We start from the raw sequence: 25,022 nt of genomic DNA on the forward strand, positions 1-25,022 counted from the left end.
ATGGCCACCCTACGTAGGTGGCCATCGTGATTACCGCTTGAACTACTCGCTGCGATTACGCATTCTCTGTTTTTCGCATGCGTACGCCTTGGTTCCACCACAAGAACGCCAGAATCAGCAGGGCTGGCAAATACATGTAGTAGTCCATCAACGCATTGGGATTAGGCTGTTTTACCACCATCACATCCCAACCTTGCTCCCAGCCTGAACGTCTGGCCTGGCTACCAAAACCGATATTAGAAATCTGTACCATATCGCCAAACGCCATGATACCTATACCCGCATCGGCCATACGCTTACGACCAGCCGCTTCGCCGGTGAGCGTAGAACCCTCTTCCAGCATAGGCAATTCTGCCGTAACGGTTTTACGGATGGTATCGCCTTCTAGCGTCATCCCTTCAATTTCTACCACCAGTTGCTGGCCTGGACGCAAGTCGCCCGCCACTGCGTAGATTTGTGCAGGTTCGGCATTCAAGTAACGCTCTTGGATGTGATTCATGAACCAATCTGGGCGGAACATAACAAACATCACTACCAAGCACAGCAGGATTTCCCACCATTTGGATTTGATACGCATCCAACCCATGGTAGCAGCCGCAAAAGCCAGCGATCCCAGAATAGAACCAAACACCACAAACACAAACTCGTACCAACTTTCTATACCAATCAGCAAGAGCAGCGGGTTAAACACGAACATGAACGGCAATACCGCCGTACGCATTGCATACTTAAAGCCCTGTATACCGATTTTCAGTGGGTCCTCACCCGCAATCGCTGCTGCGGCAAAGGTCGCTAACCCTACAGGTGGCGTGATATCAGCCATTAATCCGTAATAGAACACAAACATGTGCACTGCTATTAGCGGAATAATCAGGCCGCTTTGTGCGCCCAGCTCTACCACCACAGGCGCCATCAAGGTTGCCATCAAGATGTAGTTAGCCGTAGTTGGCATACCCAAGCCCAACACCAAACACACTACCGCTGTGAAGCCTAGCATCAACAGTACGTTCCCCATGGACACCAGTTCCACAAAGGACGTCATGCGTAGCCCTAAACCGGTCAGCGTGATGGTACCTACAATCAAACCTGCCGTACCACACGCCAAGGCAATGCCCACCATGTTGCGAGCACCTTCTTGCAACCCCACCAACGTATCTTTAACACCTTCCGCTAAGGCCGTACCAACTTGTTGACGGCGGAAGAATGCTTGTAAAGGACGGCGCGTTAGCATCAGCAGCAACATCGTTGTCACTGCCCAGAAAGCTGACAAACCAGGCGAGAAACGCTCTATGGTCAAGCACCATACCAAAATCCCGATAGGGATTAGGAAAAACAAACCTGTACGCACGGTGGCCCATACTTCAGGCTGCGTCATCGTACCGTCTTGTTTCACTAGAGCCGGTAAATCGTCATGTTTAGACGCTACCCACACCAGCCCAACATAAAGCACGGCCAGTAAGGAGACCAAAATACCAAAGGCTTTTTGTGGGAACAATTGCTGGGTGCCCACACCTATCCAGTAGATCAGAGCAACCACAATAATGGTGGCAGAAATCCCCATCCCTATTCGCCCTATGCGCTGAATAGGAGTGCGTGTTTGTATAGCCGCTTGCATAGGTTGCAAGCCCAGACGCAACGCCTCTAAATGCACAATATAGAACAGCGATATGTAGGACAACATCGCTGGCAACAGTGCGTGTTTGATAATTTCTGTGTAGGGAATGCCCACATACTCAATCATCAAAAATGCCGCAGCCCCCATTACGGGCGGCATGATTTGCCCGTCTGCCGACGCAGCCGTCTCGATTGCCCCAGCACGTACACCGCCGTAACCGGCGCGTTTCATCAACGGGATAGTAAAGATACCCGTAGTCACTACGTTCGCCACGGATGATGCCGACACCATACCGTTCACCGCCGACGATACCACCGACACTTTGGCCGGGCCGCCACGCAAGTGGCCCAATAACGAGAAGGAAACCTGCATCATGTAGTTCCCTGCGCCACAACGGTCTAGCAAAGAACCCAGCATCACGAAGATGAAGATATACGATACAGATACACCCAGCGCCACACCGAACACACCTTCGGTAGTCAGCCACATGTGCGATACCAAGCGCTCAAGCGACGCGCCTCGGTGTGCCAACACATCAGGCAAGTGCGGGCCTAAAAATACGTAAATAATAACTAGCGTTCCCAACACAGCCATTGGCGCGCCCAACGCACGGCGCGTTGCTTCTAATAGCAACACCAAACCAATACTGGCCACCACAATGTCCATGGTGGTAGGAATACCGGGGCGTAATGCCAGTTCCCGGTAAAACAAGAACAGATACGCACCACAAAAAGCCGCAATAATCGCTAACACCCAATCGATTAGGGGGACACTATCGCGCTTTGATTTTTTACTGGCAGGAAACGAGACATAACCTAGAAACAAGGCAAAGCCTAAGTGCAAGGCACGCGCCTCAGTATCATTGAAAATGCCGACGTGAAAGGTAAAAGGTAGCGGAGAGGCATACCAGAGCTGGAAAAACGCCCAGCACAACGCTACTACCGCAATAATCAGCGCCACAACACCACTGACATTACGCCCCCCTCGATCTACCTCTTCTACCATCTGCTGCAAGGCTTGCTGATTGGAATCACTACTCATCATCCATCCTTTTTCTGATTATCTAGATAACGTGGGCCACCCTTTTGGGGCAGCCCACGACAGAGGGTACATAGACGCACGCCCCTCTTTACTACAAAGGATTACAGCAGGCCCTGCTCTTTATAGAAACGCTCTGCACCAGGGTGCAAAGGCGCGGACAGCCCATTTTTCACCATGTCTTCTTTCTTCAGGTGAGCAAATGCAGGGTGCAAACGTTTGAAGTCTTCGAAGTTGTTAAATACGGCTTTCACGACTTCATACACACGGTTGTCAGGCACATCTTCAGATGTCACAAAGGTCGCTAATACACCGTAAGTAGGAACGTCATTCGGGTTGTTTTGATACACACCACCAGGGATTTCTACTTTAGCGTAGTACGGGAACTCTTCTACTAGGGAGTCAACCGCCTCACCCGTCAAGGCTACCAACTGCGCGCCGCATGTAGTGGTAGGGTCTTGAATATTGGCCGAAGGGTGACCTACACCGTAGAAAAAGCCATCTACTTTGCCATCACATAAGGCTTGACCGTGCTCATCAGGACGCAGCTCAGAAGCCAACGCGAAGTACTCTTGTGGTGTAGTACCCATTCTTTCTAGCAACTGCTCCATCGAAGCACGCGTACCAGAACCTGGGTTACCTACGTTAAAGCGCTTACCTTTAAGCTCTTCAAAATTTTTCACGCCACTTTCTTTGCTAGCCACTACCGTGAACGGCTCAGGGTGCAACGAGAAAACAGAACGCAATTTTTTGTACTCGCCAGCGTCTTTGAACTGACCTTCACCGTTATAGGCGTTATAGCCTACGTCAGACTGCACCACGCCCAGATCCAACTCACCCGCTTTAATGGTGTTGACGTTAAAGACCGAGCCACCTGTGGACTCTACAGAGCAACGTACACCGTGTGCGTCGCGATCCTTATTCACCAAACGACAAATCGCACCACCAGCCGCGTAATACACCCCCGTTACGCCACCTGTACCGATACTCACAAAATCTGTTTGTGCTGTTGCTGGCAGAGGAGCCAACAACAAAGAGCAGAATGCCGCACCCACTGCCAGCGCAGAACTTTTTACTTTTAACTTTTTATTCATATATGACTCCTCTATTGACGCGTCTTGCGACGTTACAAACCCTTGGTTTTATTCAGAGTGGACCACTAGATGGTACAGATCTCTGGCCTGAAAAAAACAAGTGAAATCCCTGATGTGCAATGCAGATTACAACAACAAATGAATCTTAAAAACACCAATAAGAAACATACGTATCAGGAAATCATGATGGAAAATCAATGAATAACAACGACTTGTTTTTTATAACCATCTAAGAAGAACACAGCCAACTTATACACCAGAATGCTTTGTACACATAACCGTGAGGCTCTAAATAAGGCAAAAAATTGGAAACCAAATGCGTTAGATCAAGAAAGTCTCATACAGCGAGACACATGAATCCTACTCACTTTACCCATAAAAGAAATCGCCATTTAGTCTAGTTTCTCCTATAGCAACGCAGACTACAGGTAGTCTCTACGGCGGTAGGCTTTTGCCCCTTCACCCTATAACTTAAAGCCATGTAATAATGAAAACACTCTACTCTGAATGTCCTATTTTCAGCCCCCATGCGTTTACGTCATATAGAAATTTTCGATGCCATTTGCCGTACCGGTTCGCTGACCGATGCAGCCAAGCTGCTGCATATTTCACAGCCTGCTGCCAGTAAGCTGCTCGCCAATGCCGAACAGCAACTTGGTTTTAAGCTGTTTGAGCGCATCAAAGGCCGCCTACAACCCACGCGTGAAGCCGGCATTTTGGAACCCCGCGTTGCCCACTTACAGCACGAGTTAGCCCATGTACGTCGTTTGGCCTTCAACTTGCGTCACAGCCAGCATGGACATTTACGTATAGGCATCAACCCAACGATGGGTTTGGGTCTGCTGCCAGAAGTGATGCGTCAAAGCCAAAAGGCTCAACCACACATCACTTTTGACCTCAGAGCACATCACAGTGGTGAGCTGCGTGAAGCCCTGCTATCGCGCGATCTGGATATGATTATTTCTTTTTCTAGCGAAGAATCGCCTGGGATTCAACTGACTCATATAGGGCAAATTGAGTTGGTACATCTAGGCCCCGAAGGGGAGTCAGGCGCCAAGCATATTACCGATTTGAATCACAAAAATTACATTGCATTGGATTCCAGAGACCCTTCTGGCCGTATCCTGCAAAACGTCTTAGATGAGTACAACGTAGAGACCACCATCACCGCTCAAGTGCAAACCCATTATGTAGCCTGCTCACTGGTCGCCGTGGGTTTAGGGGAAACAGTGATAGATCTGATTACAGCCCAAGCCATGCTTCGCCCAGGGTTGATGATTAGTCGCTTGAACCCACACACTACTATCCCCATTACCCTGATGACCCACGCTAATGACCCGTTATCTGCCGTGCAACGTACCTTGATTGATACCTTGCAGAAAGTCTGTAAGCAGTACGTATTTCCCGGTCATACGGATAACCTACTTTTCCCATCATCCATAGCCTAAGGTTATGCCTTATACCTACTTGGCTATTGGAAAAATCCAGTCTTCACTGTCAGAATCGTAGCGTTACCCATTTAACGTTACGGTTATATTCATGCATGTCTGCATTATTGGTGGCGGGATCATTGGTGTTGCCTCCGCCTACCAACTCACCAAACAGGGCATCAACGTCACCCTGATTGAAGCTGAACACGATGTTGCGATGAAAGCGAGCTTCGCCAACGGCGGGCAGCTCAGTTACAGCTACGTCGCTCCGCTGGCGGATCCTTCCGTTTTTGTAGACCTACCTAAATGGTTGGGCCGCAAAGACTCCCCACTGAAGTTCACCCCGCAACTCAGCTTCACGCAATGGCGCTGGCTTAGCCATTTCCTCATGGCGTGCCGAAGCTCTGTGCAGAGTGCCTCTACGCAGGCATTGCTATCGCTGTCTTTCCTTAGCCGTAAGAATATTCATCACTGGTTGGAGCACGATGGGCTGTCATTTCACCATCAGGTAAATGGCAAGTTAATTGTGCATGAGAGCCAAAAAGGCTGGGACAGTGCGCGAGCACAAGTAGAGAAACAAGCCAAACTGGGTGCATCGCAAAAACTGCTGAATGCCGAAGAACTGTTTGCGTTAGAACCCGCTATGGAAGGCATGCGTGGCCGTGCTATTGGTGCGGTCTACACCGCCGACGAAGAGGTGGGTGATTGCCACGTATTGGCAAAATCCATGCTAGAGAAATTACAGCAAACCAGCACCTTTACGCTGTTAACAGGCGTAAAAGTTCACGGTTTCAAAAAATCAGGCTCTACCGTTAATGCGGTACACACCACTGCTGGCGAAATCCAAGCCGACCATTTTGTGGTGTCTTCGGGTGTGCAAAGTGGCAGTTTGTTGAAACCGCTGGGCTACTCCCCACTGCTTTTCCCGCTTAAAGGCTACAGCCTAACGCTGGATCAAGAAAACCAATCCGCGCTATTCCCTAAAATCAGCGTGACGGATTACGCTCGCCGCATTGTGTACGCCCCCATAGGTACACAACTGCGTATTGCTGCGATGGTGGATATCAAGAACTTTTCCAACGCTGTAGACCCTGAACGTATCGCCATCCTGAAAAACCAGATTCAGGGCACGTTCCCACAATTGAATCTACGTGACGCACAGCCTTGGGCTGGCCTGCGCCCAGCCACACCAACCGGTAAACCTATTATCGGTACTTGCCCCAACACCCAGAACGTGTGGATGAATATTGGTCACGGCGCACTAGGCTTCACGCTCGCCGCAGGCTCTGCTCAGTTGCTAGGCGAAATGCTGACCGGCAGCGCTTTGTCGGTAAACCCAGCTCCTTTCGCTCCATAAACCGGCAGGTGTCACGTGTTGCGCCTGATCGCAGTACGCTGCATGTAGTGCAACCCAGCTACTACATGCAGCCGTCCACTGCCGCTGTTCTACACCGCGCCCCTCCCCTAAAAAGGCGGGTGTCTTGTCTATGTCCATGCGGTGAACACGATGAAATCCTTTAGGTTACAAAAAAGTGAATCTCACGCAACGATTGAAGTTTTTTTTGTAAATCAGCTGAAACAATTGCTCCATCTGAACCCTATAATGAACAGAACGGTGTCACTTCCCAGCTGTGCCTGTTAGTATGTAGGGTTCATGTCATGGTTACTACCCTACTAAGTACGGGTCGCGGGCATCGCGGCGTCTTGCCAAAAACATAGATGACGAACATTGAAGTCCTACGCTCACTCCCTACACAGGATCTTGTGAATGCGGCTCCATCACTCGTAAAAACCTGCATGCTCATCACAAGCATCGCCCATCATCGATTGGTTTGGTAAGGGGCGATCACTTCATTTTTTGTTTTTTATCACCGCGGACATCTACGTCTAAAAACATTTAATTATGAGCACTTCTTCACTCTCACGTATAGAAAAAGACCTTCTTGGAACACGAGAGATCCCTGCCGACACCTACTACGGTGTACAGACACTGCGCGCAGCCGAGAACTTCAATCTGACCGGTATTACTCTGGCAAACTTCCCTAGGTTTGTCGCCGCCTTGGCAATGGTCAAACACGCCGCCGCATCAGCCAACAATAAGTTAGGCTGCCTGAGTGACGAAAAATTCCAAGCCATTACCACTGCGTGTAACCGCATTATTAATGGCGAATATCTGGATCAGTTCGTTGTGGACATGATTCAGGGTGGTGCAGGTACATCCACCAACATGAATGCCAATGAAGTGATTGCAAACGTGGCACTGGAAAGCATGGGCCATCAAAAAGGGGAGTACAAACATCTGCACCCCAATAATGATGTGAACATGGCGCAGTCCACCAACGATGCCTACCCTACCGCGATTCGCGTAGGCTTGTTGCTGAGCGTTGAGCGTTTGACGCAAAGCTTGGATCAGTTAGTTGCCTCCTTCAACAGCAAAGCTGACGCGTTTGACGGTATCCTGAAAATGGGCCGTACCCAAATGCAAGACGCTGTGCCTATGACAGTAGGCCAAGAGTTCCGCGCTTTCGCGAACAACATTGCTGAAGATGCACGTCGTATTCGCCAACAAGCTCCTGAGCTGTTGGAAGCCGTGAACCTAGGCGGTACTGCTATTGGTACAGGGATCAACGCTGACCCCGACTACCAAATGTTGGCTGTGAAATTCTTGGCTGACGTCAGTGGTTTTGACATCAAAGCTGCTCCAGACTTGATCGAAGCAACTTCCGACATGGGCGACTTCGTTTCCCTGTCTGGCGAACTGAAACGTACAGCCGTGAAGCTGTCCAAAATCAGCAATGACTTGCGTTTGTTGTCTAGCGGCCCACGCACTGGCTTTGGCGAAATCAACCTGCCAGCACGTCAGCCCGGTAGCTCCATCATGCCAGGTAAAGTAAACCCAGTAATTCCTGAAGCCGTAAGCCAAGTAGCTTTCGAAGTGATTGGCAATGACTTAGCTCTGACATTTGCTGCTGAAGCAGGTCAGTTGCAGTTGAACGCGATGGAACCACTGGTTGCTTACAAACTGTTCAGCTCCATCGAAATGCTGGCACGCGCTGCCGACATGATGCGCACACTGTGTATAGACGATATCACTGCTAACCAAGAGCGTTGTGAAACACTGGTTAAACAGTCTATTGGTCTGATCACTGCGTTGAACCCATACATCGGCTACGAAAACTCCACACGTATTGCTAAACATGCGTTGGATACTGGCCGTGGCGTATTGGAACTGGTTCAGGAAGAGCAATTGCTGGCTGAAGATGTACTGTCTGATGTAATGCGTCCAGAGAACATGATTGCTCCACGCAAAGCCCAATAATTCGTTATTGGCTAACGTTACACAAGACCGCATAGTGAGCTGACACCCCTAATCGGCAGTCAGTCACTACGCAGCTAAGGTCTGAGATTCTGGTATCACACCGAACTCAGGCCTTTTTTGCGTCTGCCGTGTTTGCTCTGATCACCATAGCTAAAGCAAGGGCAAGATACCAAGACTTAGCTATGCAGATACGAGAAAGGCAGGCCAAATGGCCTGCCCTTGCTCCTTCACTGATACGACTGCTATCAGCTGGAATATGCGGATTCCCCGTGCGAGGAAATATCCAATCCTGTGCGTTCTTCATCTCGGGTTACTCTCCATCCAATTGCTGCATTCACAATCACGCATCCTGCTAACGTGACCACGCCAGACCAGATCATGGTGATCAATACACCTTCTGCCTGTATCCACAGTTGGTAAGGCACTTCAGAAAAACTCGCCAAACCTGGGCCACCCAATAGCTGGGCATTAAACACGCCGGTCAACAATGCACCGACAATGCCACCTACGCCATGAATGCCGAAAACATCCAATGCATCGTCAACGTTCAGCGCATGACGTAAGCCATTCACACCCCATACACATACCGCGCCAGTCAGCGCACCAATCAGCAATGCACCAAATGGCCCGACGAAGCCCGCTGCCGGCGTAATTCCTACTAATCCAGCCACAGCACCTGACGCCGCCCCCAATAACGAGGCTTTGCCTTTGGCCACACGCTCTACAAGCAACCACGCCAAAATCCCACCTGCGGCTGCAATCAACGTATTAAAAAATGCCAACGCTGCCAGTGTATTGGCACCCAATGCAGAGCCCGCATTAAAGCCAAACCAACCTACCCACAGCAATGCCGCCCCAGTCATGGTCATCGTCAGATTATGCGGACGCAATGCCTCGCCACGCCCATAGCCTAATCTACGCCCGGTGTACCACGCCGCCACTAAAGCAGCCATCCCCGCGTTGATGTGCACGACTGTGCCGCCCGCAAAATCCAACGCACCGCGTTCAAACAACCAGCCACCCGGTGACCACACCATATGCGCAATAGGCAGGTAGGAAAAAGTCATCCAAATTGCTGTGAACAGCATCACCGCGCCAAAACGCACACGTTCTGCAAAACCACCCACAATCAGTGCGCATGTAATACCGGCGAAGGTAGCCTGGAAGGCCACAAAGCTAATTTCGGGAATGCTACCAGCGACTTCGAAGGTGTTTTCAGGCAGGTTAAACACACCGGATAAAAATAGTTTTGACCAACCTCCAATAAGGGCATTGCCATCGGTAAAGGCTAACGAGTAGCCATAGGTAAACCACAACACGATTGCCAAACCAAAGGTTGCCAATACTTGCGTGGAGATAGACAGTACATTTTTACCGCGCACCAACCCACCATAAAAAAGCGCTAGGCCGGGCGCGACCATCATCAGTACGAGCAGGGTCGACATACTGACCCATGCAAAATCTGTGGAGTTCATACATATTCCTTGAAAGGTAAATCACTAGTGTGAGAGGGGCGCTAAATTGCCCCATCCCCTGCCTCTTGCGTACGAATACGAACCACCTGCTCTAAAGGCAGCACGAACACCTTGCCGTCGCCAATATTGCCGGTGAATGCAGCCGCGCACAGGCCCTCGATCACCCTATCGGTGTCGTGGTCACTGACGGCTATTTCAATTCGTAGTTTGGGAAGAAAATCGACAATGTAATCGGCACCTCGGTACTGCTCGGTGTGCCCTTTTTGTCGACCGAAGCCTCGCGCTTCGCTGATGGTCATGCCCTGAACGCCAAGCATAGACAATGCTTCTCGAACATCGTCTAACTTGAAGGGCTTAATAATGGCAGTAATCAACTTCATGATTATTTCCTCTGTTGCTCATTAAAAAGATGTGCAGGCACGCCAGGCGTGCCAGAGCTCCAGAGAAAAAATACCTTGCGATCACGAGGCCTGTTTCCAGGAATACTCGGACTCGCCAAACGCCCTATTTACTAAAATAAACACAAATAAAAAAACGCACCAGAAATTCGTGTTTACCCTTAGATTCTCGTGGTGACGCTACTACAAAAATCACCCAAATGACGCGTAGGGCACGGTGATGTAAAACTCTAACGGTCGTTAACACGCTCTCAAACGTATGAAACACAACGACATAAGAGGTAATACCTTTTTTATGCCAAAAACTGGACGGCATAAGCCATGTGTTCAGAGGGTGAAATTTTAGAACTCAACACCTATTTTCCCTCTTTGACAAAGCCCATCACACCATGCTGTTATTACGGAAGCTAGCGTAATACATTACGCGGCATATATATTTCTATAAACAAACAAGCAAGCGTCCTTCGCTCTAAAAAGGAGACCTTATGCAGCACATTAAAATTAAACCTGGTGCTCCATTATCTGAACAGGCAGAAATCGGTCATAACCGCTGGCACCCCGACATTCCAGAACTCACTAGCGTTAAACCTGGTGAAGAAATCATCTTGGAATGTCTGGACTTCTTAGATGCCCAGATCAAAAACACCGACAGCGTGAACGATGTACGCGATGTAGACCTAACCCGTGCTCACCCACTAACTGGTCCTGTACACGTAGAAGGCGCAGAACCTGGCGATATTCTGGTTGTAGACCTGCTAGATATTCGCTGTATCACTCCCGTAGGTTTCTCTGGCATTTTCGCCAAAGAAAACGGTGGTGGTTTCTTGGTAGATACCTTCCCTGATGCTGACAAAGCCATTTGGGATTTGCACGGCATGTACGCTACATCACGACACATTCCTGGTGTGCGTATTGGCGCAATGATGCACCCTGGCTTGATCGGTACATTACCTTCTCACGACCTGCTGCGTGAGTGGAACCGTCGCGAAGCTCCTTTGGGCGCTAAGAAACAAGCTAATATGCCTTACGCCGACACAGCCGTACTGCGCGGTCTGAAAGGCGCTGAGTTTGATCGCATTGCCGCTGAAGCCGCTCGTACCGTGCCTCCACGCGAGCACGGCGGTAACTTGGACATCAAAAACCTGACCATCGGTTCACGCATTTACTTCCCTGTGTACGTAAAAGGCGCCGGTCTGTCCATGGGTGATTTGCACTTCTCACAAGGGGACGGCGAGATCTCTTTCTGTGGTGCGATCGAAATGGATGGCGCAGCACATCTGGGCTTTGATCTGATCAAAGGCGGAATGGCCAAATACGGCATCACTGCACCTATCTACGTTCCAGGCAAACACGATGTACGTTACGACGACTGGCTGAGCTTCACTGGTATCAGCGTAGAAAACCGTGTGAACACCTATCTGGATGCCACCGTTGCCTACCGACAAGCCTGTTTGGCTGCTATCGATTACATCTCTCGTGTAACCGACCTGAGCCCAGCACAAGCCTACATGCTGCTGACAGCAGCGCCTGTTGAAGGCCGTTACGGCGGCGTGGTTGATCTGCCTAACGCATCCGCATCGGTATCCATTCCTACCGGAATTTTCGATACCGATATTCTGCCTAAAGGAGCACTGAATGAAGCTGCTCGTTTTGGCCGTCCTGGTGTGAAAACCACTCGCGGGTAATTGCTACAACCCACCCTACAGCGTCATGTTGTAGGGTGGTCAGACTGATTGGTGAGATCACAATGCCTCTTTACGATTACGAATGCTCCCACTGTGACAGCATAGTCAGCGCCTTACGTCCCATGGCACGTCGCCATGACCCTAGCACCTGTCCAGATTGCGAAACGGGTACGCTTAGCCTCAAAATTACGGCACCGCGTAGCCTGCAATTCAAAGATGGTCCACGTCGCGCCCTGACTCCACAACAAGCGCTAGCCGGCCCTGATGTACGCGGCCCTGGCACACGAGCAGGCACACGCAATTCTGTACTGCATAACTGTGCGGGTGCAGCCTGTGCTGTATGTGCTGCTTGATAAAGGCAATCGCGCCATCTTGCTATAGCCCATTACGAGGAATCAGACCCGTTTACATACGGGCCTGACCTTGCATTGCTCTACAGCACTACACGGTACTGTGTAACAATACACATGGGTAATACATTGTTGGGGTAGCAGGAATCATGCAATATGAGGCCATTCTTTTTGACTGCGATGGCGTCTTAGTAGACAGCGAACCACTAGCCTTACGACTGCTGCAAGAAATGCTGGCAGACCTAGGCTGGCATTTGAGTACAGACGAATGTGAAACACTGTTCGTAGGCAAATCCACCCGCGATGAGCTACAGCTGATTCAAGCCCGCACAGGCAAAAAATTAGAACAAGACTGGATAGACGAATTCCACCTGCGGCTGATGCAGTCCCTACGTCAAAAACTGGTACCTGTACCCGGCATCATTCCTACGCTGCAAGCTGTACAAGCACGCTGGGGCAAGAACATGGCCTGCGCCTCAGCCAGTGAATATCACAAGCTGCATCTGCAATTAGACATGACTGGGCTATTGCCGTATTTTGAGGATAGGATTTTTAGCGGTGGCGATGTACCCCGCAACAAACCCTACCCCGATGTGTATCTGAAAGCCATGTCGGTGCTGGGCTGCACACCCAAACAGTGCTTAATCATTGAGGATAGTGTGACAGGCATTACGGCTGGTGTAGCTTCTGGTGCAACCGTGTGGGCCTATGATCCCAAACACAACCCAGCTCCGTTGCTGGAGCTAGGAGTACAACGCACCTTCAATCATATGCAGGAGCTACCTGCACTCTTGTCTATTCCTTACCCCTGCGACGCATCGTCACAGTAAAAACAGCTACTGAGGCTAGGATTATTGGCACTGTCGTAGACCACCACAGTGCGTAGCTGCCATACCCAACGCATGTCATAGCGTATGTCTTGCAGCTCTTTCAGTGAGTCGCGCGGATACACCACCCATACCGGGCCAAAATGCCTGACCGATAAGCGCAACCCGCTCATCGAATGCGCAAAAATAGCATCAAAACGTCTGAAATCACTTAATGGCACATCAATGATGTAACCGTTTAGCGCTTCTAGTCTGACGGTATCGCCCACAAAGTTGAATTTGTCTAATACGTTACGTATTAAGGGCCCACTGAAAATATGGGAACCGTACGTCACCTGTGTAGATGTTTGTATTCTCTGTTCGGGGAAAGCGTATAGCTCAGCATAGCTCATTGTATAAACACGGGCCCCTTCGTCGCCCGCCTTCTGACCCACAAAAGTCAGCACTACATCGCTATTTTCTTCCGCTTGAGAAAACCCCGCGCTGAAGAGCATCAATAAAAAGATACCCACGCAATACCAGAGTCTTACCCTTTGCTTCGCCCCATTAGGCATATCACCCATTACAGTCTCCGGCCGCATACAAAATGAAGCAGATAAATATTTTCGAAAATTATAATCACAGTATGGCAATTTATTGTCACACAATAAACTTATTTACAATATTTGAAGATATTAAGTTCTTTTATTGGCCAGATATTAACTATTATTCACAATTAATGATTGTTATGTTTCTGCCATCTCCTATTGGAGAAAAGACATAAACCACCAAAAAAACCTTCCCGTTCAAGCATAGATACAAGCCCTTACAATGCAGCACTTCAAAACAACAACGCTACTGTACCAACACTCATCAAGAGTGCTCTATGCCTTGCGTGGCCTAGCCTAGCAGGATTTAGCACCTACTAGATGTGAGCAGTATCCACTGCCATGTTACCTAACGTATAAATGCTATGAAGTCGTAACAGCACAGCCACCGCCACCACGCATTATCTTCACGCTCTCATTTCTGTTTTCAATCATTATTTATAATTATTTATGGTCAATCTGTATTACCAAATACCTGGGTAATTTAAATACTTCTCCAGTATCTAGTTAACAGAAATTGACAAAGTTTATTACTTATTTAACACACAGACATTCTCGGTATTTCCTAGAATAGGGTGTTCTTGATATGTAACAAGGAGCAAAAGATGGGCTTTATTTGGATGTTACTCGTAGGCTTCATCGTAGGTTTACTGGCACGCGCAATTATGCCTGGCAACCAAAGCATGGGCATTATCCTGACCACCGTGCTGGGGATTATAGGTTCGCTGGTAGGTGGCTTTTTAGGCCAAAGCCTAGGTTTGTATCAGCAAGGCGCGCAAGTAGGCCTGATAGGCTCCGTCATCGGCGCTATCGTTGTACTCTTTATCTATGGTCTGATTAGCAAAAAAGGCTAATTACGCACCGTTTACACACGCAGTCGGGCCGCCAGAGCAGCTACAGCCTGCTCTCTACGGCCTGATGCGTTTTGCATGTGCAGCATCGTGCTCCATTCAGTATGCAACCTAGCTTCTGTGAGTTCGACCGGCAAGCCACCTTTACGCCAATCCAATATTTGGGGTGCTTCGGCTACCGAAGTCGCCACCTCTGGCTCACTCGCACTTTCTGTATCTAAGGCCACCACAGAGCGTGCAATAGCGATGGGCACTTGTGCAGCATGACCACGGCGCTCTAACGCATGAATCAATGCCGTTTGGCGCAATGCCAAAACGCGTACCACGCTGTCATCTACCGTGAGCTCCATTTTCCCTTGCCATTTCCCTAGCAAGCGTTGACCCCATTTATCCAAACCCTGCCATACTCCGCCAGCCGCTGCGCCAATCACGGTACCACTACCTAGGCTAAAGCCTAGCGTCAGTAAATCCACCGTAGCGCCTGCCAGAGCACCTGCAGCAACACCTTTACCCATGTGTACGCCCAAGTCTTTTAAGGCATCAGGATTAAACAAATCCATTTCCCAACGCGTGCCATCTAACGACAGGGTATCCGGCAAATAGTCTCTAGAGGTGAAATTAAAACGTTTGAGTAGCGCTTTCACGCAGCGCTCTTCACGCTTACGTACTTGCTCTTGCATAGTGCGTGTACTTTCTTGCATTGAGCGTTCATCTGGCTCGCTCACCATGCGCCACGCCGCTACATCAATGAGTAAGTCCGCCAACAAGCGCCACGCATCTTCTAAACGTTGCACACGCTGTTGCTGCACATTCGTAATCAATACCTTCAACGTTTGGGCATGCGTGTCTTTCACCAATAACGCTAAACGCTCATACAGTTGCTCTTCACCATTTAACGGCGGTGCGACAGTATCAAACTCGCTAATCGCATGTAGGCCTACACTCGCCAGCGCAGCACGCCACTCATCAATACGCTGTTCTTCGCTACGCGTGAAATTTAGCACTGGCAGCAATGGTTTACCTGCCCACGCCAAAATACGCAGTTCATCTTGGTGTTTGGCTAGCACGGGGTCGCGTACGTCGATCACATACAACCCTGCATCCGAAGCCAACAATTGCTTCACCACCCTAGCTTCTTGCTCGAAGCGGCCAACGGCCTCTGGCATCTGCAAGAAACGCTCTAATACGCTGGGGCCGTCTAAGCGCTCACCTGGCTGTACCAATCGCTCCAAATAATCACGCAATGCCATGCTGTCTTCAATGCCGGGGGTATCAAATAACTCCACCACAGCGTGGCCATCATTAGTCAACCTGACTGCTTCTACATGGCGCGTCGTCCCCGGGCTATTACGCACTTCCCCAAACTCGGTGTCTCGCGTCAAGGTACGCAACAACGAGGTTTTACCGGTATTGGTGTGCCCAACCACCGCCAAACGCAAAAGAGAAGACTGGTTATTCATAGCTCATTCAGAAGGGGGAAATAAGGACTGCAGGTTAATGTGTAGCTGTTCAGGTTTAAAACCGGCCGCGCTCAATCTATCGCGCCATGCTTGTAGGCGCTCTGGCAGCACAGCAACCTCAGAAGCCGCCTGCAGCACAATCGCACAATAACGACCATAACTACTGAGTTCACCTAACCATGCCACAATCCCGCGATCGGGAGTCTGGCTCGCATCACACACCAACAGCAGATAATCGGGCGAACGTTGATGCAGACGTTGCAATAGCTGCTCTCGCTGCGCGCGTGTATCGACCACACCCGCATTCATCCACGCCTCTGGCAGCGGTAACGGCGGCCAAGGGCGGTCTTGTGGGTACTCTATCGCAGCCACACACACCGTATCGGTAGTGTGCGGAAATTCAAAGCGAGTAGGTTGAGCAACTGCCACCTGATCTGTAGGGGCTTGGGCATCAATACCCACCCGTACATGCACGGGTAATAGTCGTTCTTGCTGCTCTATCCAGCCCGGTAGCTGTCTATCTATGTACAGATGTCGTAAGCGAAAACGCACTACACCTGCACTACATACCCACGCCACCAAACGTGGCAACAAGCCATAGCACACCAAGCAGCCCAACAACCAACTGGACCACACCCGTTGATCATCCGGTGTCAGAGGGGTTAAGCCATCACTCAGGCGTATCAAGGCAGCAGAAGGCACCTCAAAACCCAACCAACGCGGCACACGGCCCAAACCTTCTACCAACGCTACAAAACTATCAGACGATAGCAACGTCGTTTCCCAACCAAAACCGTAACGCCTAGCGGATAAGGCCCACAACAATGCCAAAATAGCGACCAAGGTCGCCCAGAGCCAAAACGTGTGGCTAATGAGCCCCGACACCCAACGGCCTAACTTTTGGCGCACCATCACGTTTACGCCTGCACCCAGCACTAAGGTCGCCGCCTCGCCACGCGCGAAACGGCCCAATAGTTTTAAGCTCAATTTCCCCAGCACGCTGCCTTGCTGTGCCGAATCGCTTTTAAAAAGAAAACTAGTTAACCACAGCACTAGCGTCAGGACATTCAGCCCCACCAAACTCACGACGGCGGTGATCACATTAATGTAGGCGCCAGCACCCAATACGCCCCATACCGCACTCAAACCCGCTACCACTGCCAATACCAACCATGCAGGCAGCAACCAACGCCCTATCTGACATAACCGCTGATATGCCGTTACCCAACCTTCCCGCTGTGCCAATAAGGTGGCTCTGAACACCAGCCTATCTTCTAGGCTACCGCCTTGGGCAATGGCACGTCGTACCTCGGCGGCATCCTCCAAAGGCCCCCAGCCACTTTCTTTCAAGCGCACAGCCTCCGCCAGACAATGCGCCTGGAAGCCCGTGGTACGTGAAATCAATGCGTGAGTCATGTCAACCTAAAAACAGGGGAAAACACACCAATCATGGCGAAACCGCATCGTGATGCTTACAGCAGCACAGGTTCATCCGGTAAATAATTGGGCTCGTCCGATACGGACAGTGGTGGTGCAGCACGGCGCAAAATAGCTTCTATGTCTTCTACTGCTTGCAGCAAGCCCTCAACATAGGCTTTACGGCCAAATGCTTGCTGTAATTTAGTGCACACTGCTTGCCACTGTTCAGCGCTGGCTGTAATGCCGCGATCAGCCACGATTTCTATGTAGCGCTGATCTAACGCCAAATACAACAACACGCCACTGTTTAGTGGCGTATCCCATACCCGTAATCGGCCAAACACTTCTAAGGCACGTAAATGGCTATCCGTCTCATGGCTAGGCATAACCGCCTCTACAGCCAAGACTAACTCACCGCTGTGCCCTTGCTCGCTGGCATGTATACGTTGTGCCACCTGATCTAGCACCTGAGCGGTGAAGTGCTTATGCCGTAGCCAATGACCTTGCACTTGCGACACGCCCATCATATTTTTCAAGATTCTTGACATGGGTATCTCCTACCAACTGCCGGAAGCACCACCGCCCCCGCTGCCGCCACCGCCTCCGCCGCCAAAACCTCCACCACCACCGAAGCCACCGCCGCCAAAACCTCCACCACCACCGAAGCCACCGCCCCCAAAACCACCACCGCCTCCGGGGAAGTTTCCGCGACCGCGTTTACGACCATGGCTGGCCAGCCCATCTAAGGCTCCGCCATATTTGGATGCTCTGCCTGCTCCGGAGCGACGCCCACCTGCGCCTATTACGTAGCCGATAACCGAGATCAGCAACCCCACTACGGCACCGACTATGGCCAATGGCAAGCTTTCAAATACGATGAACGCAAACACGCCCGACATCAGCGCCGCTGCTGCCATAGGCATCACCAACGCAAAAAATGCCAAGGGGATGAGCACAATCACGGGGCTTTCATCGTCATCATCGCTTTGCGCTACCGGTGGCAAACTTTCGCCACGAATTAGGCCCGCCAAACTGTCCACCCCCGCCTGTATACCGGCGGCGTAGTCGTCCTGCGCAAAGTAAGGTGTGATGTTCTCGCGAATAATACGGCCGGACTGCAGGTCAGTAATCGCACCTTCTAGCCCATAACCTACTTCTATACGTAGACGCCTATCATCTTTAGCGACCAATAGCAGTACACCATCGTTTACCTTTTTGCGCCCGACTTTCCAGGCATCAAACACACGCCTAGCATAGCTTTCAATGGTGTCATTACCCGTAGTAGGTACGACTAGCACAAAAAGCTGCGCGCCCTTCTCCAGCTGTAATGCTTGTAATTGCTGGCTCATGGCTTGCTGCTGAGCACTACTCAACGTACCCGTGGTATCGGTGACCCAATCATTCAGCTTAGGCACAGGCACGGTGGCGGCTTGCACCGGCAAGCACACCACCAATAGCAAAGCCATCCAGAGGCTACGCCAATAACGCAGCAAAACAGCGGGGTTACGACGCATAGTCATATCCTATCAGTGACTATTGAGCGGTTGCCGAGGCAGGCAAATCAAACTTCACTTCTGGATCACGGCGGATGTCGTACTCGCGGTCTACTCCGTAGTTCTCCATCACTTTGTAGCCAAACAGTTTGGCTGTTACAACAGCGGGGAACTGACGTATATACACGTTATAGGCCTGTACCGCTTCCACATAACGACCGCGTTCAGTAGCAATGCGGTTTTCTGTGCCTTCCAACTGCGTCATTAAGTCACGGAACAAACCATCACTTTTCAGCTGTGGATAATTTTCAGATACGGCCAACAAACGGGACAAAGCAGAAGACAACTGCCCTTGTGCTTGCTGGAAACGTTCCATCACTGCTGGGTTATCCAAATCCTCTGCCGTAATGTGAATGCTGCCTACACGTGCTCGTGCTTCGGTGACCTCCACCAACACGCTACGCTCATTCACCATATACGCATTCACGGAGCTGACCAATTTAGGCACCAACTCAGCCCTACGCTCGTACTGATTCAGAGTTTGCGACCACGCTGCCTTGACCTGCTCATCCAAACGCTGAATTTCGTTGTACCCACAACCGCTTAGCAACAATGCCATCGCGGAAATCAACCATAGTCGTAAAGAGTTTTTCATGATGCTCACACGGCAAAAAAAGTAGAGTGAAAAGAGTATCTTGAGCCGCTGTACAGAACAAGGGCTCTTTACATTGGTTATCGCTTAGCGACACATTGGCTAGGCATAAAACTCGATGATACTATGACGTAGGCTCTCTGCCTTAAGCTGTCAGTACTTGTTTCACCGTAAACGACTACGCCAATGTTTGGCGCCACCTTATGATTTCTGCAATCCTCTGCGATGTAGAAGGCACCACGACAGACCTTGCCTTTGTGCATCAGACCTTGTCTCCCTATGCGAGACGCCATATCGCCAATTTCCTGCGGCAGCAGCACGCACAACCCGCCGTGAAAAGCGCGCTACTCGCGCTGCGTACCGAGGCTGATTTACCGTTAGCCGGACTAGATAGGCTCATCGCCGAACTGCTGCACTATATAGATATAGATAAGCCCTCTCCTGTACTCAAACAACTACAGGCCATGATTTGGGCAGAGGGTTATATCAGTGGGCAGTTCACGGGGCATATTTACGAAGATGCCTATGAGCAAATCAAACGCTGGCACAACGCAGGGAAAGCCGTGTACCTGTACTCGTCTAGCTCCATTGCCGCACAAGAGCTACTGTTTGGCCACAGTGACCATGGCAATGTACTGCCGCTCATCAATGGGCATTTTGATAGTTCAGTAGGCTCTAAACGGGATAGCGACTCCTATCGGAACATTCGCGAAACCTTAGGCATCCCAGCCGAACAATTGTTATATGTGTCTGCCGTACATCAAGAGCTAGACGCGGCTCGCCAAGACGGCTGGCATACGGTACAAATCAGTCGCCAATCGCCAGACCGCCGCAGCACCCACACTCAGGTCAACACATTTCTAGAGATACATACGGCCCCCTAGATAGCGCCATGCTGTACCCACCCAGCGCTGTACTGTATGGTGCTGGCTTCAGCTTTGTGTATTTTTGTTATTTTTACAGGTTATCACTGCTTTCAGGGATATCCGAGCGCCTTGTTTTAGGCCATAGTGAAGTCACTTGCTGTTCCCAGACATTTTCTTGAAAGCTGCTCTTATGTCTCCTTCTGCTCCCATCGCCACAGAATCCACGCTACCTGCCCCCGTGCTGATTGTGGAAGACGATAACTTAGTCCAACACAGACTAGACCTTATCTTGCAACAACTGGGCTATACCTCAGATGCCTTAATCTTTGCCGCTAGCCTAGCCGAAGCACGCGCTAGACTGGCTGAGCATCCGGTGGCGTTAGCGTTGGTTGATTTGGGATTGCCTGATGGGAACGGTCTAGATCTTATTGCTGAGTTATCTGCCGCAGATCCTTCCTTAGGGATTTTGGTGATTTCTGCATGGAGCACCGAAGACGCTATCTTGGCGGCATTACGCGCTGGCGCTACAGGGTATGTGCTGAAAGAGCGTGAAGATGTAGAGGTGGCCTTGTCCATACGCAGCGTGCTGCGTGGCGGTGCGCCCATTGATCCATTCATGGCCAGACGTATCATTGCCGAGCTACAACCCTCGCCCGCACAAGTGGTCGCCACCCCACCAGAACCTTCACAAACAGCGAACTCCACGCTCACCGCACGAGAACAGGAAATACTGCAGTTGGTAGCCGACGGCCTGACCAATCGCGAAATAGCTGAAAAACTCGAGTTATCCCGATTCACCGTAGAATGCCACGTGAAGCATATCTACCGTAAACTAGCGGTGTCTTCCCGCACCCGCGCTGTCGTTAAAGCACGATCACAGGGGCTGCTTTCCTAACACGCCGACTTTTCACGTATGGGTCTCACCTACCGCAGCATGCTCGCTACCTTGCTTCGCCACTGCTGCAGCGTGATCACTCTGTGGCTAGGATTGTGTGTACTGATTGCTCCAGCGCAAGCGCAAACTCAGCCCCATAACACCTGTGAACCTAGACTCATCGCGGTAGAAGTCGCTCAGGCAGTAGGTGAGCCCTTATCACCACCGCCTGAAGACGGTTGGCACGCAACGACTCTGCCCGACAAAAACTGGGCTAGCCGCTGGCCCGCCTACCGAGGTAATGCCTGGTACAAGCTGCAGTGGCAAAACCCCAACTGCGATAACCACCCCCTCGCTTTACACATTAGCTCTCTGGGTGTGGCGGGCGCTGTATTTTTAAACCACTCTTTGCTCTGGCGAGACGCTAACCTTAGTGAACCGTTATCACGCAGCATCGGTATCCCACGTTATTGGGTACTACCCGATGCCCTGTTAAAACCCGGCTTAAATACCATCTGGATATGGGTAAGCGGCGCGACTACACAGTTCACAGGATTGCAGTACATAGAGCTAGGCACTCTCCCTACCGTCCTAGCCACACAACGCGCTTCATGGTGGCAAAACCAAGCCTTACTGTTACTTAACTTGGGCGTCACAGGCGTATTAGGGACACTGGCCTTCTTTATCTGGTTACGTCGTCGCAACGAACAAAGCTATGGGTTATACGCACTGCAAGGCCTGCTGTGGGTGTTGTATTGTTCATTACAGATGCGACACGAAACGGGCCCTCTGTTTAGCGATTCACTGCAATTATCCAGAGTAAACATCTTACTGTTCTTCAGTTTTATTCTGAGTTTTGCTTTGTTTGTGTGGAGCTTTGGCAATTACAAACACATCAAAAAGTTGAGCATTGCGGCCATAGCCCTGTTTGGCCTTGCTACCCCTGTAGTGCTGCTTGCCTCACCTACAACTGCCCCCTTGGTACTCTTTGCCGTATTTTTCATTGCCCTGATCGTCTTTTGGGGCACATGCGTACTTTTCCCCATACGAGCATGGCGTAACAAACAGGCTGAACAACGATGGCTATCACTGTGCTTACTGGCTTATTTAGCAACCAGTGTGTACGACACCCTGACCATATTAGGGCTGTCTTCCTCTGGACATTTGTACTCCGCTTACACCAGCCTACTCACCATGTTGTTCATGTCAGCGTTGCTAAGCTGGCGTTTGGTGAACACCATGCGTCGTATTGAACAGTTCAATAAAGAGCTTACCCACAGCGTCGCTGAAGCCAGAGAAGAACTGCGAGACACACTAGCACGCAAGCATGAACTGGCACTGAACAACTCTAGGCTGCAAGAGCGCTTGCATATTGCCCAAGATTTACACGATGGGCTGGGCAGTTCATTAATACGTTCTATGGCGATGATTGAGCAGCAGAAAACGCCACTACCCAACCAACAGTTTCTCTCTATTCTGAAACTATTGCGGGATGACTTACGCCAGCTCATTGATGCAGGGGCCAGCGCCAAACTGGATGTACCCGAATTACCATCCACATGGATTGCCCCCCTGCGTTATCGCTTTGGGAATTTGTTTGATTCCCTAGATATCAAGGCCGATTGGGTCATTGGCCCACAGTGGGATCCACGCCCCTCACCCTTGCAGGTTCTGGCTTTAACCCGACTGGTGGAAGAAGCCCTCACCAACGTCGTCAAACACAGCCATGCCACGCACCTGAACATTATCTTGCAACAACCCGATGACCACACGTTGCGGCTCATCATTGAAGATAATGGCATAGGCTTTGATGTGGATGCCGTGCAAACAGCCGGTCTTAGCATAGGTATGCGCAGCATGGCCAATCGTATGCAGCATATAGGCGCCACCTTGCATGTGCAGTCACGACCCGGTCATACGTGTTTGGAAGTATTACTACCGTTGAATGCGGCCAGCGCCAAATAGCCTGAAACAGGTACTACTGCGGCAATTCCACACCGCGGACTGAACACGTTATAATTTATGCTTCTCTACGCGTTCTTACCAATTACAACGCGCTACTGTCAGGCCATTTAGTGCGCCTGGTTTATCTACCTGCTTGTCACTGACCTGGATTGGTATTGCCCTGAAAGCAATAAGGTTGGTTGCTGGAAACTCTCTTGAATTCTGACACTACTTTCGCCTCATTAGGATTGGCCGCCCCTTTGTTGCAGGCTATCACTGATGCAGGCTATACCCACCCTACGCCCATTCAAGCCCAGGCTATTCCACATGTGATGACAGGTGGCGATTTGCTCGCCGCCGCGCAAACGGGTACGGGTAAAACAGCCGGTTTTACGCTGCCTATTCTGCATCGTTTGTTGACCCAACCCGCGCCCAAACTACAACCCGGCTCACCCCGCGTTGTGATTCTGACCCCTACCCGCGAATTAGCGGCACAGGTAGAAGAATCCGTACGTTTATACGGTGCGCATAGCCGCATTCGCTCACTGGTGCTGTTTGGTGGTGTGAACATCAACCCCCAAATCCGTGCGCTGCAAAAACCCGTGGACTTGGTTGTTGCCACACCTGGCCGCTTGTTGGATCACTGCGGTCAAAAAACCATCGATTTGTCTCGTACTGAAACCTTGGTACTAGACGAAGCCGACCGCATGCTAGACATGGGCTTTATCCGCGATATTCGTCGCGTGCTCGCCTTGATGCCTAAACAGCGTCAAAACCTGCTGTTCTCGGCCACCTTCTCGTCTGAGATTCGTGCGCTAGCACACCAAATTCTGAAAGACCCTATCGAGGTCTCGGTTGCCCCGCGCAACACCACCGCCGAACGCATCACACAAAACGTGGTGCTGACTGAGCAAAGCCATAAACGTGAGCTGATCAGCCACATCATCCGTGAAAGCGGTTGGCACCAAGTCTTGGTGTTCTGCCGTACTAAACATGGTGCCAATAGACTGGCCGAGAAACTGAGCAAAGATGGCCTCAATGCAGCCGCTCTACACGGCAACAAGAGCCAATCTGCCCGTACCCGTGCGTTGGATGGGTTCAAAAGCGGTAAGGTCGTAGTGCTAGTTGCCACCGACATTGCTGCTCGTGGTATTGATATTGACCAGTTGCCCTACGTGATCAACTTTGAGCTGCCACAAGTACCTGAAGATTACGTACACCGTATTGGCCGTACAGGCCGTGCAGGCAGCGATGGCTTGGCACTGTCTTTGGTAGATCGTACCGAAAGCCGCATGTTGCAAACCATCGAGAAGATGATCAATCAGGATATCCCTCGTATTGAGTTCCCTGACTTCAAACCTCCAGTACGCAGTGCAGCAACCGAAGAACGTAGCCGCCCTGCTCGCCCAGAGCGCGAACGTGATCGCCCCCGTAGCAATCAACGCCGATCGGCTCCGCGCCAAGGTCAAGGCAAGCCTCAAGGCCAAGGTAAACCAGCAGGCCAGCGTCGTCCACGACGCCCCGCCAACACGGCTTCCTGACCCTAGGGATTTACCCTTTACTGCATGAGTACGCTAACACGCCCCATTTTGGGGCGTGTTTCGTTGTGCGCCGCATCATCACTGCCTTTAGCGCTAAAAACTGC

General features: G+C 50.7%; 21 protein-coding genes. 11 read left to right on the forward strand and 10 right to left on the reverse strand.

Annotated elements, in window-relative coordinates; translation table 11 throughout:
• Positions 1-55 precede the first annotated feature (55 nt).
• Together ACLPHM_RS13435 and ACLPHM_RS13440 are read right to left on the reverse strand one after the other, a co-directional pair.
• On the reverse strand, positions 56-2,659 hold the full coding sequence (locus tag ACLPHM_RS13435; RefSeq protein WP_430221739.1) for a TRAP transporter permease: 2,604 nt from the start codon (positions 2,657-2,659) through the stop codon (positions 56-58).
• 98 nt (positions 2,660-2,757) lie between these two features.
• Positions 2,758-3,747 (reverse strand): TAXI family TRAP transporter solute-binding subunit, encoded by a 990-nt coding sequence (locus ACLPHM_RS13440; protein WP_430221740.1) that lies wholly within the window; start codon positions 3,745-3,747, stop codon positions 2,758-2,760.
• Between the two features lie 527 nt (positions 3,748-4,274).
• On the opposite strand from ACLPHM_RS13440, the gene ACLPHM_RS13445 reads away from it, so the two are divergent.
• The 3 genes from ACLPHM_RS13445 to ACLPHM_RS13455 all read left to right on the forward strand — a co-directional run bounded on the left by ACLPHM_RS13445 (position 4,275) and on the right by ACLPHM_RS13455 (position 8,496).
• Positions 4,275-5,195 (forward strand): LysR family transcriptional regulator, encoded by a 921-nt coding sequence (locus ACLPHM_RS13445; RefSeq protein ID WP_430221741.1) that lies wholly within the window; start codon positions 4,275-4,277, stop codon positions 5,193-5,195.
• Positions 5,196-5,286: 91 nt separating this feature from the next.
• On the forward strand, positions 5,287-6,534 hold the full coding sequence (locus ACLPHM_RS13450) for a D-amino acid dehydrogenase (protein ID WP_430221742.1): 1,248 nt from the start codon (positions 5,287-5,289) through the stop codon (positions 6,532-6,534).
• 546 nt (positions 6,535-7,080) lie between these two features.
• Positions 7,081-8,496, forward strand: a complete 1,416-nt coding sequence (locus ACLPHM_RS13455; protein ID WP_430221743.1) for an aspartate ammonia-lyase — start codon at positions 7,081-7,083, stop codon at positions 8,494-8,496.
• A 245-nt stretch (positions 8,497-8,741) separates the two neighbouring features.
• Here the strand turns inward: ACLPHM_RS13455 and ACLPHM_RS13460 are convergent, their stop codons facing one another.
• Complete coding sequence (locus tag ACLPHM_RS13460; RefSeq protein WP_430221744.1) at positions 8,742-9,971, reverse strand: ammonium transporter; 1,230 nt, start codon at positions 9,969-9,971, stop codon at positions 8,742-8,744.
• Positions 9,972-10,012: 41 nt separating this feature from the next.
• On the reverse strand, positions 10,013-10,351 hold the full coding sequence (locus ACLPHM_RS13465; RefSeq protein WP_135865908.1) for a P-II family nitrogen regulator: 339 nt from the start codon (positions 10,349-10,351) through the stop codon (positions 10,013-10,015).
• Between the two features lie 503 nt (positions 10,352-10,854).
• Here ACLPHM_RS13465 and fmdA point away from each other — a divergent pair.
• The 3 genes from fmdA (at position 10,855) to ACLPHM_RS13480 (ending at position 13,234) form a co-directional block, all read left to right on the forward strand.
• Positions 10,855-12,054, forward strand: coding sequence for a formamidase (gene fmdA, locus ACLPHM_RS13470; protein ID WP_135865906.1), 1,200 nt, complete (start codon positions 10,855-10,857; stop codon positions 12,052-12,054).
• Positions 12,055-12,116: 62 nt separating this feature from the next.
• Positions 12,117-12,407 carry an FmdB family zinc ribbon protein gene (locus tag ACLPHM_RS13475; RefSeq protein ID WP_135865904.1) on the forward strand — a complete coding sequence of 97 codons (291 nt, stop codon included), beginning with the start codon at positions 12,117-12,119 and terminating at the stop codon, positions 12,405-12,407.
• Between the two features lie 146 nt (positions 12,408-12,553).
• A complete protein-coding gene (locus tag ACLPHM_RS13480) occupies positions 12,554-13,234 on the forward strand; it encodes an HAD family hydrolase (RefSeq protein ID WP_430221745.1) in 681 nt (226 codons plus the stop codon).
• On the opposite strand, the gene ACLPHM_RS13485 is transcribed toward ACLPHM_RS13480, so the two are convergent.
• Positions 13,207-13,725 (reverse strand): putative pterin-binding protein, encoded by a 519-nt coding sequence (locus ACLPHM_RS13485; RefSeq protein ID WP_430221746.1) that lies wholly within the window; start codon positions 13,723-13,725, stop codon positions 13,207-13,209. The two genes, ACLPHM_RS13480 and ACLPHM_RS13485, sit on opposite strands and share 28 nt — an antisense overlap.
• A 698-nt stretch (positions 13,726-14,423) precedes the next feature.
• Here ACLPHM_RS13485 and ACLPHM_RS13490 point away from each other — a divergent pair.
• Positions 14,424-14,672, forward strand: coding sequence for a GlsB/YeaQ/YmgE family stress response membrane protein (locus ACLPHM_RS13490; RefSeq protein ID WP_135861771.1), 249 nt, complete (start codon positions 14,424-14,426; stop codon positions 14,670-14,672).
• Between the two features lie 11 nt (positions 14,673-14,683).
• Here the strand turns inward: ACLPHM_RS13490 and ACLPHM_RS13495 are convergent, their stop codons facing one another.
• Genes ACLPHM_RS13495 through ACLPHM_RS13515 form a run of 5 tightly spaced genes read right to left on the reverse strand, consistent with a single transcriptional unit; the run spans position 14,684 to position 19,696 of the window.
• Positions 14,684-16,129 (reverse strand): DUF3482 domain-containing protein, encoded by a 1,446-nt coding sequence (locus ACLPHM_RS13495; RefSeq protein ID WP_430221747.1) that lies wholly within the window; start codon positions 16,127-16,129, stop codon positions 14,684-14,686.
• Between the two features lie 3 nt (positions 16,130-16,132).
• Positions 16,133-17,545: a DUF2868 domain-containing protein gene (locus ACLPHM_RS13500; RefSeq protein ID WP_430221748.1), complete on the reverse strand. Its 1,413-nt coding sequence runs from the start codon at positions 17,543-17,545 to the stop codon at positions 16,133-16,135.
• A gap of 56 nt (positions 17,546-17,601) precedes the next feature.
• A complete protein-coding gene (locus ACLPHM_RS13505; protein WP_430221749.1) occupies positions 17,602-18,096 on the reverse strand; it encodes a TPM domain-containing protein in 495 nt (164 codons plus the stop codon).
• Between the two features lie 9 nt (positions 18,097-18,105).
• The gene (locus ACLPHM_RS13510) at positions 18,106-19,062 is read right to left on the reverse strand and encodes a TPM domain-containing protein (protein ID WP_430221750.1); all 957 of its coding nucleotides are present in this window, start codon (positions 19,060-19,062) and stop codon (positions 18,106-18,108) included.
• Between the two features lie 19 nt (positions 19,063-19,081).
• Positions 19,082-19,696: a LemA family protein gene (locus tag ACLPHM_RS13515; RefSeq protein WP_430221751.1), complete on the reverse strand. Its 615-nt coding sequence runs from the start codon at positions 19,694-19,696 to the stop codon at positions 19,082-19,084.
• Positions 19,697-19,896: 200 nt separating this feature from the next.
• On the opposite strand from ACLPHM_RS13515, the gene mtnC reads away from it, so the two are divergent.
• The 4 genes from mtnC (at position 19,897) to ACLPHM_RS13535 (ending at position 24,918) form a co-directional block, all read left to right on the forward strand.
• The gene (gene mtnC / locus ACLPHM_RS13520; RefSeq protein WP_430221752.1) at positions 19,897-20,577 is read left to right on the forward strand and encodes an acireductone synthase; all 681 of its coding nucleotides are present in this window, start codon (positions 19,897-19,899) and stop codon (positions 20,575-20,577) included.
• A 172-nt stretch (positions 20,578-20,749) separates the two neighbouring features.
• Complete coding sequence (locus ACLPHM_RS13525) at positions 20,750-21,454, forward strand: LuxR C-terminal-related transcriptional regulator (RefSeq protein ID WP_430221753.1); 705 nt, start codon at positions 20,750-20,752, stop codon at positions 21,452-21,454.
• 18 nt (positions 21,455-21,472) lie between these two features.
• Complete coding sequence (locus tag ACLPHM_RS13530) at positions 21,473-23,398, forward strand: sensor histidine kinase (RefSeq protein WP_430221754.1); 1,926 nt, start codon at positions 21,473-21,475, stop codon at positions 23,396-23,398.
• A 194-nt stretch (positions 23,399-23,592) separates the two neighbouring features.
• Positions 23,593-24,918: a DEAD/DEAH box helicase gene (locus ACLPHM_RS13535; protein ID WP_430221755.1), complete on the forward strand. Its 1,326-nt coding sequence runs from the start codon at positions 23,593-23,595 to the stop codon at positions 24,916-24,918.
• Positions 24,919-25,022 lie beyond the last annotated feature (104 nt).

Source organism: Paenalcaligenes sp. Me131, assembly GCF_050487225.1.
In the GTDB taxonomy this organism is placed as follows: Bacteria; Pseudomonadota; Gammaproteobacteria; order Burkholderiales; family Burkholderiaceae_B; genus Paenalcaligenes.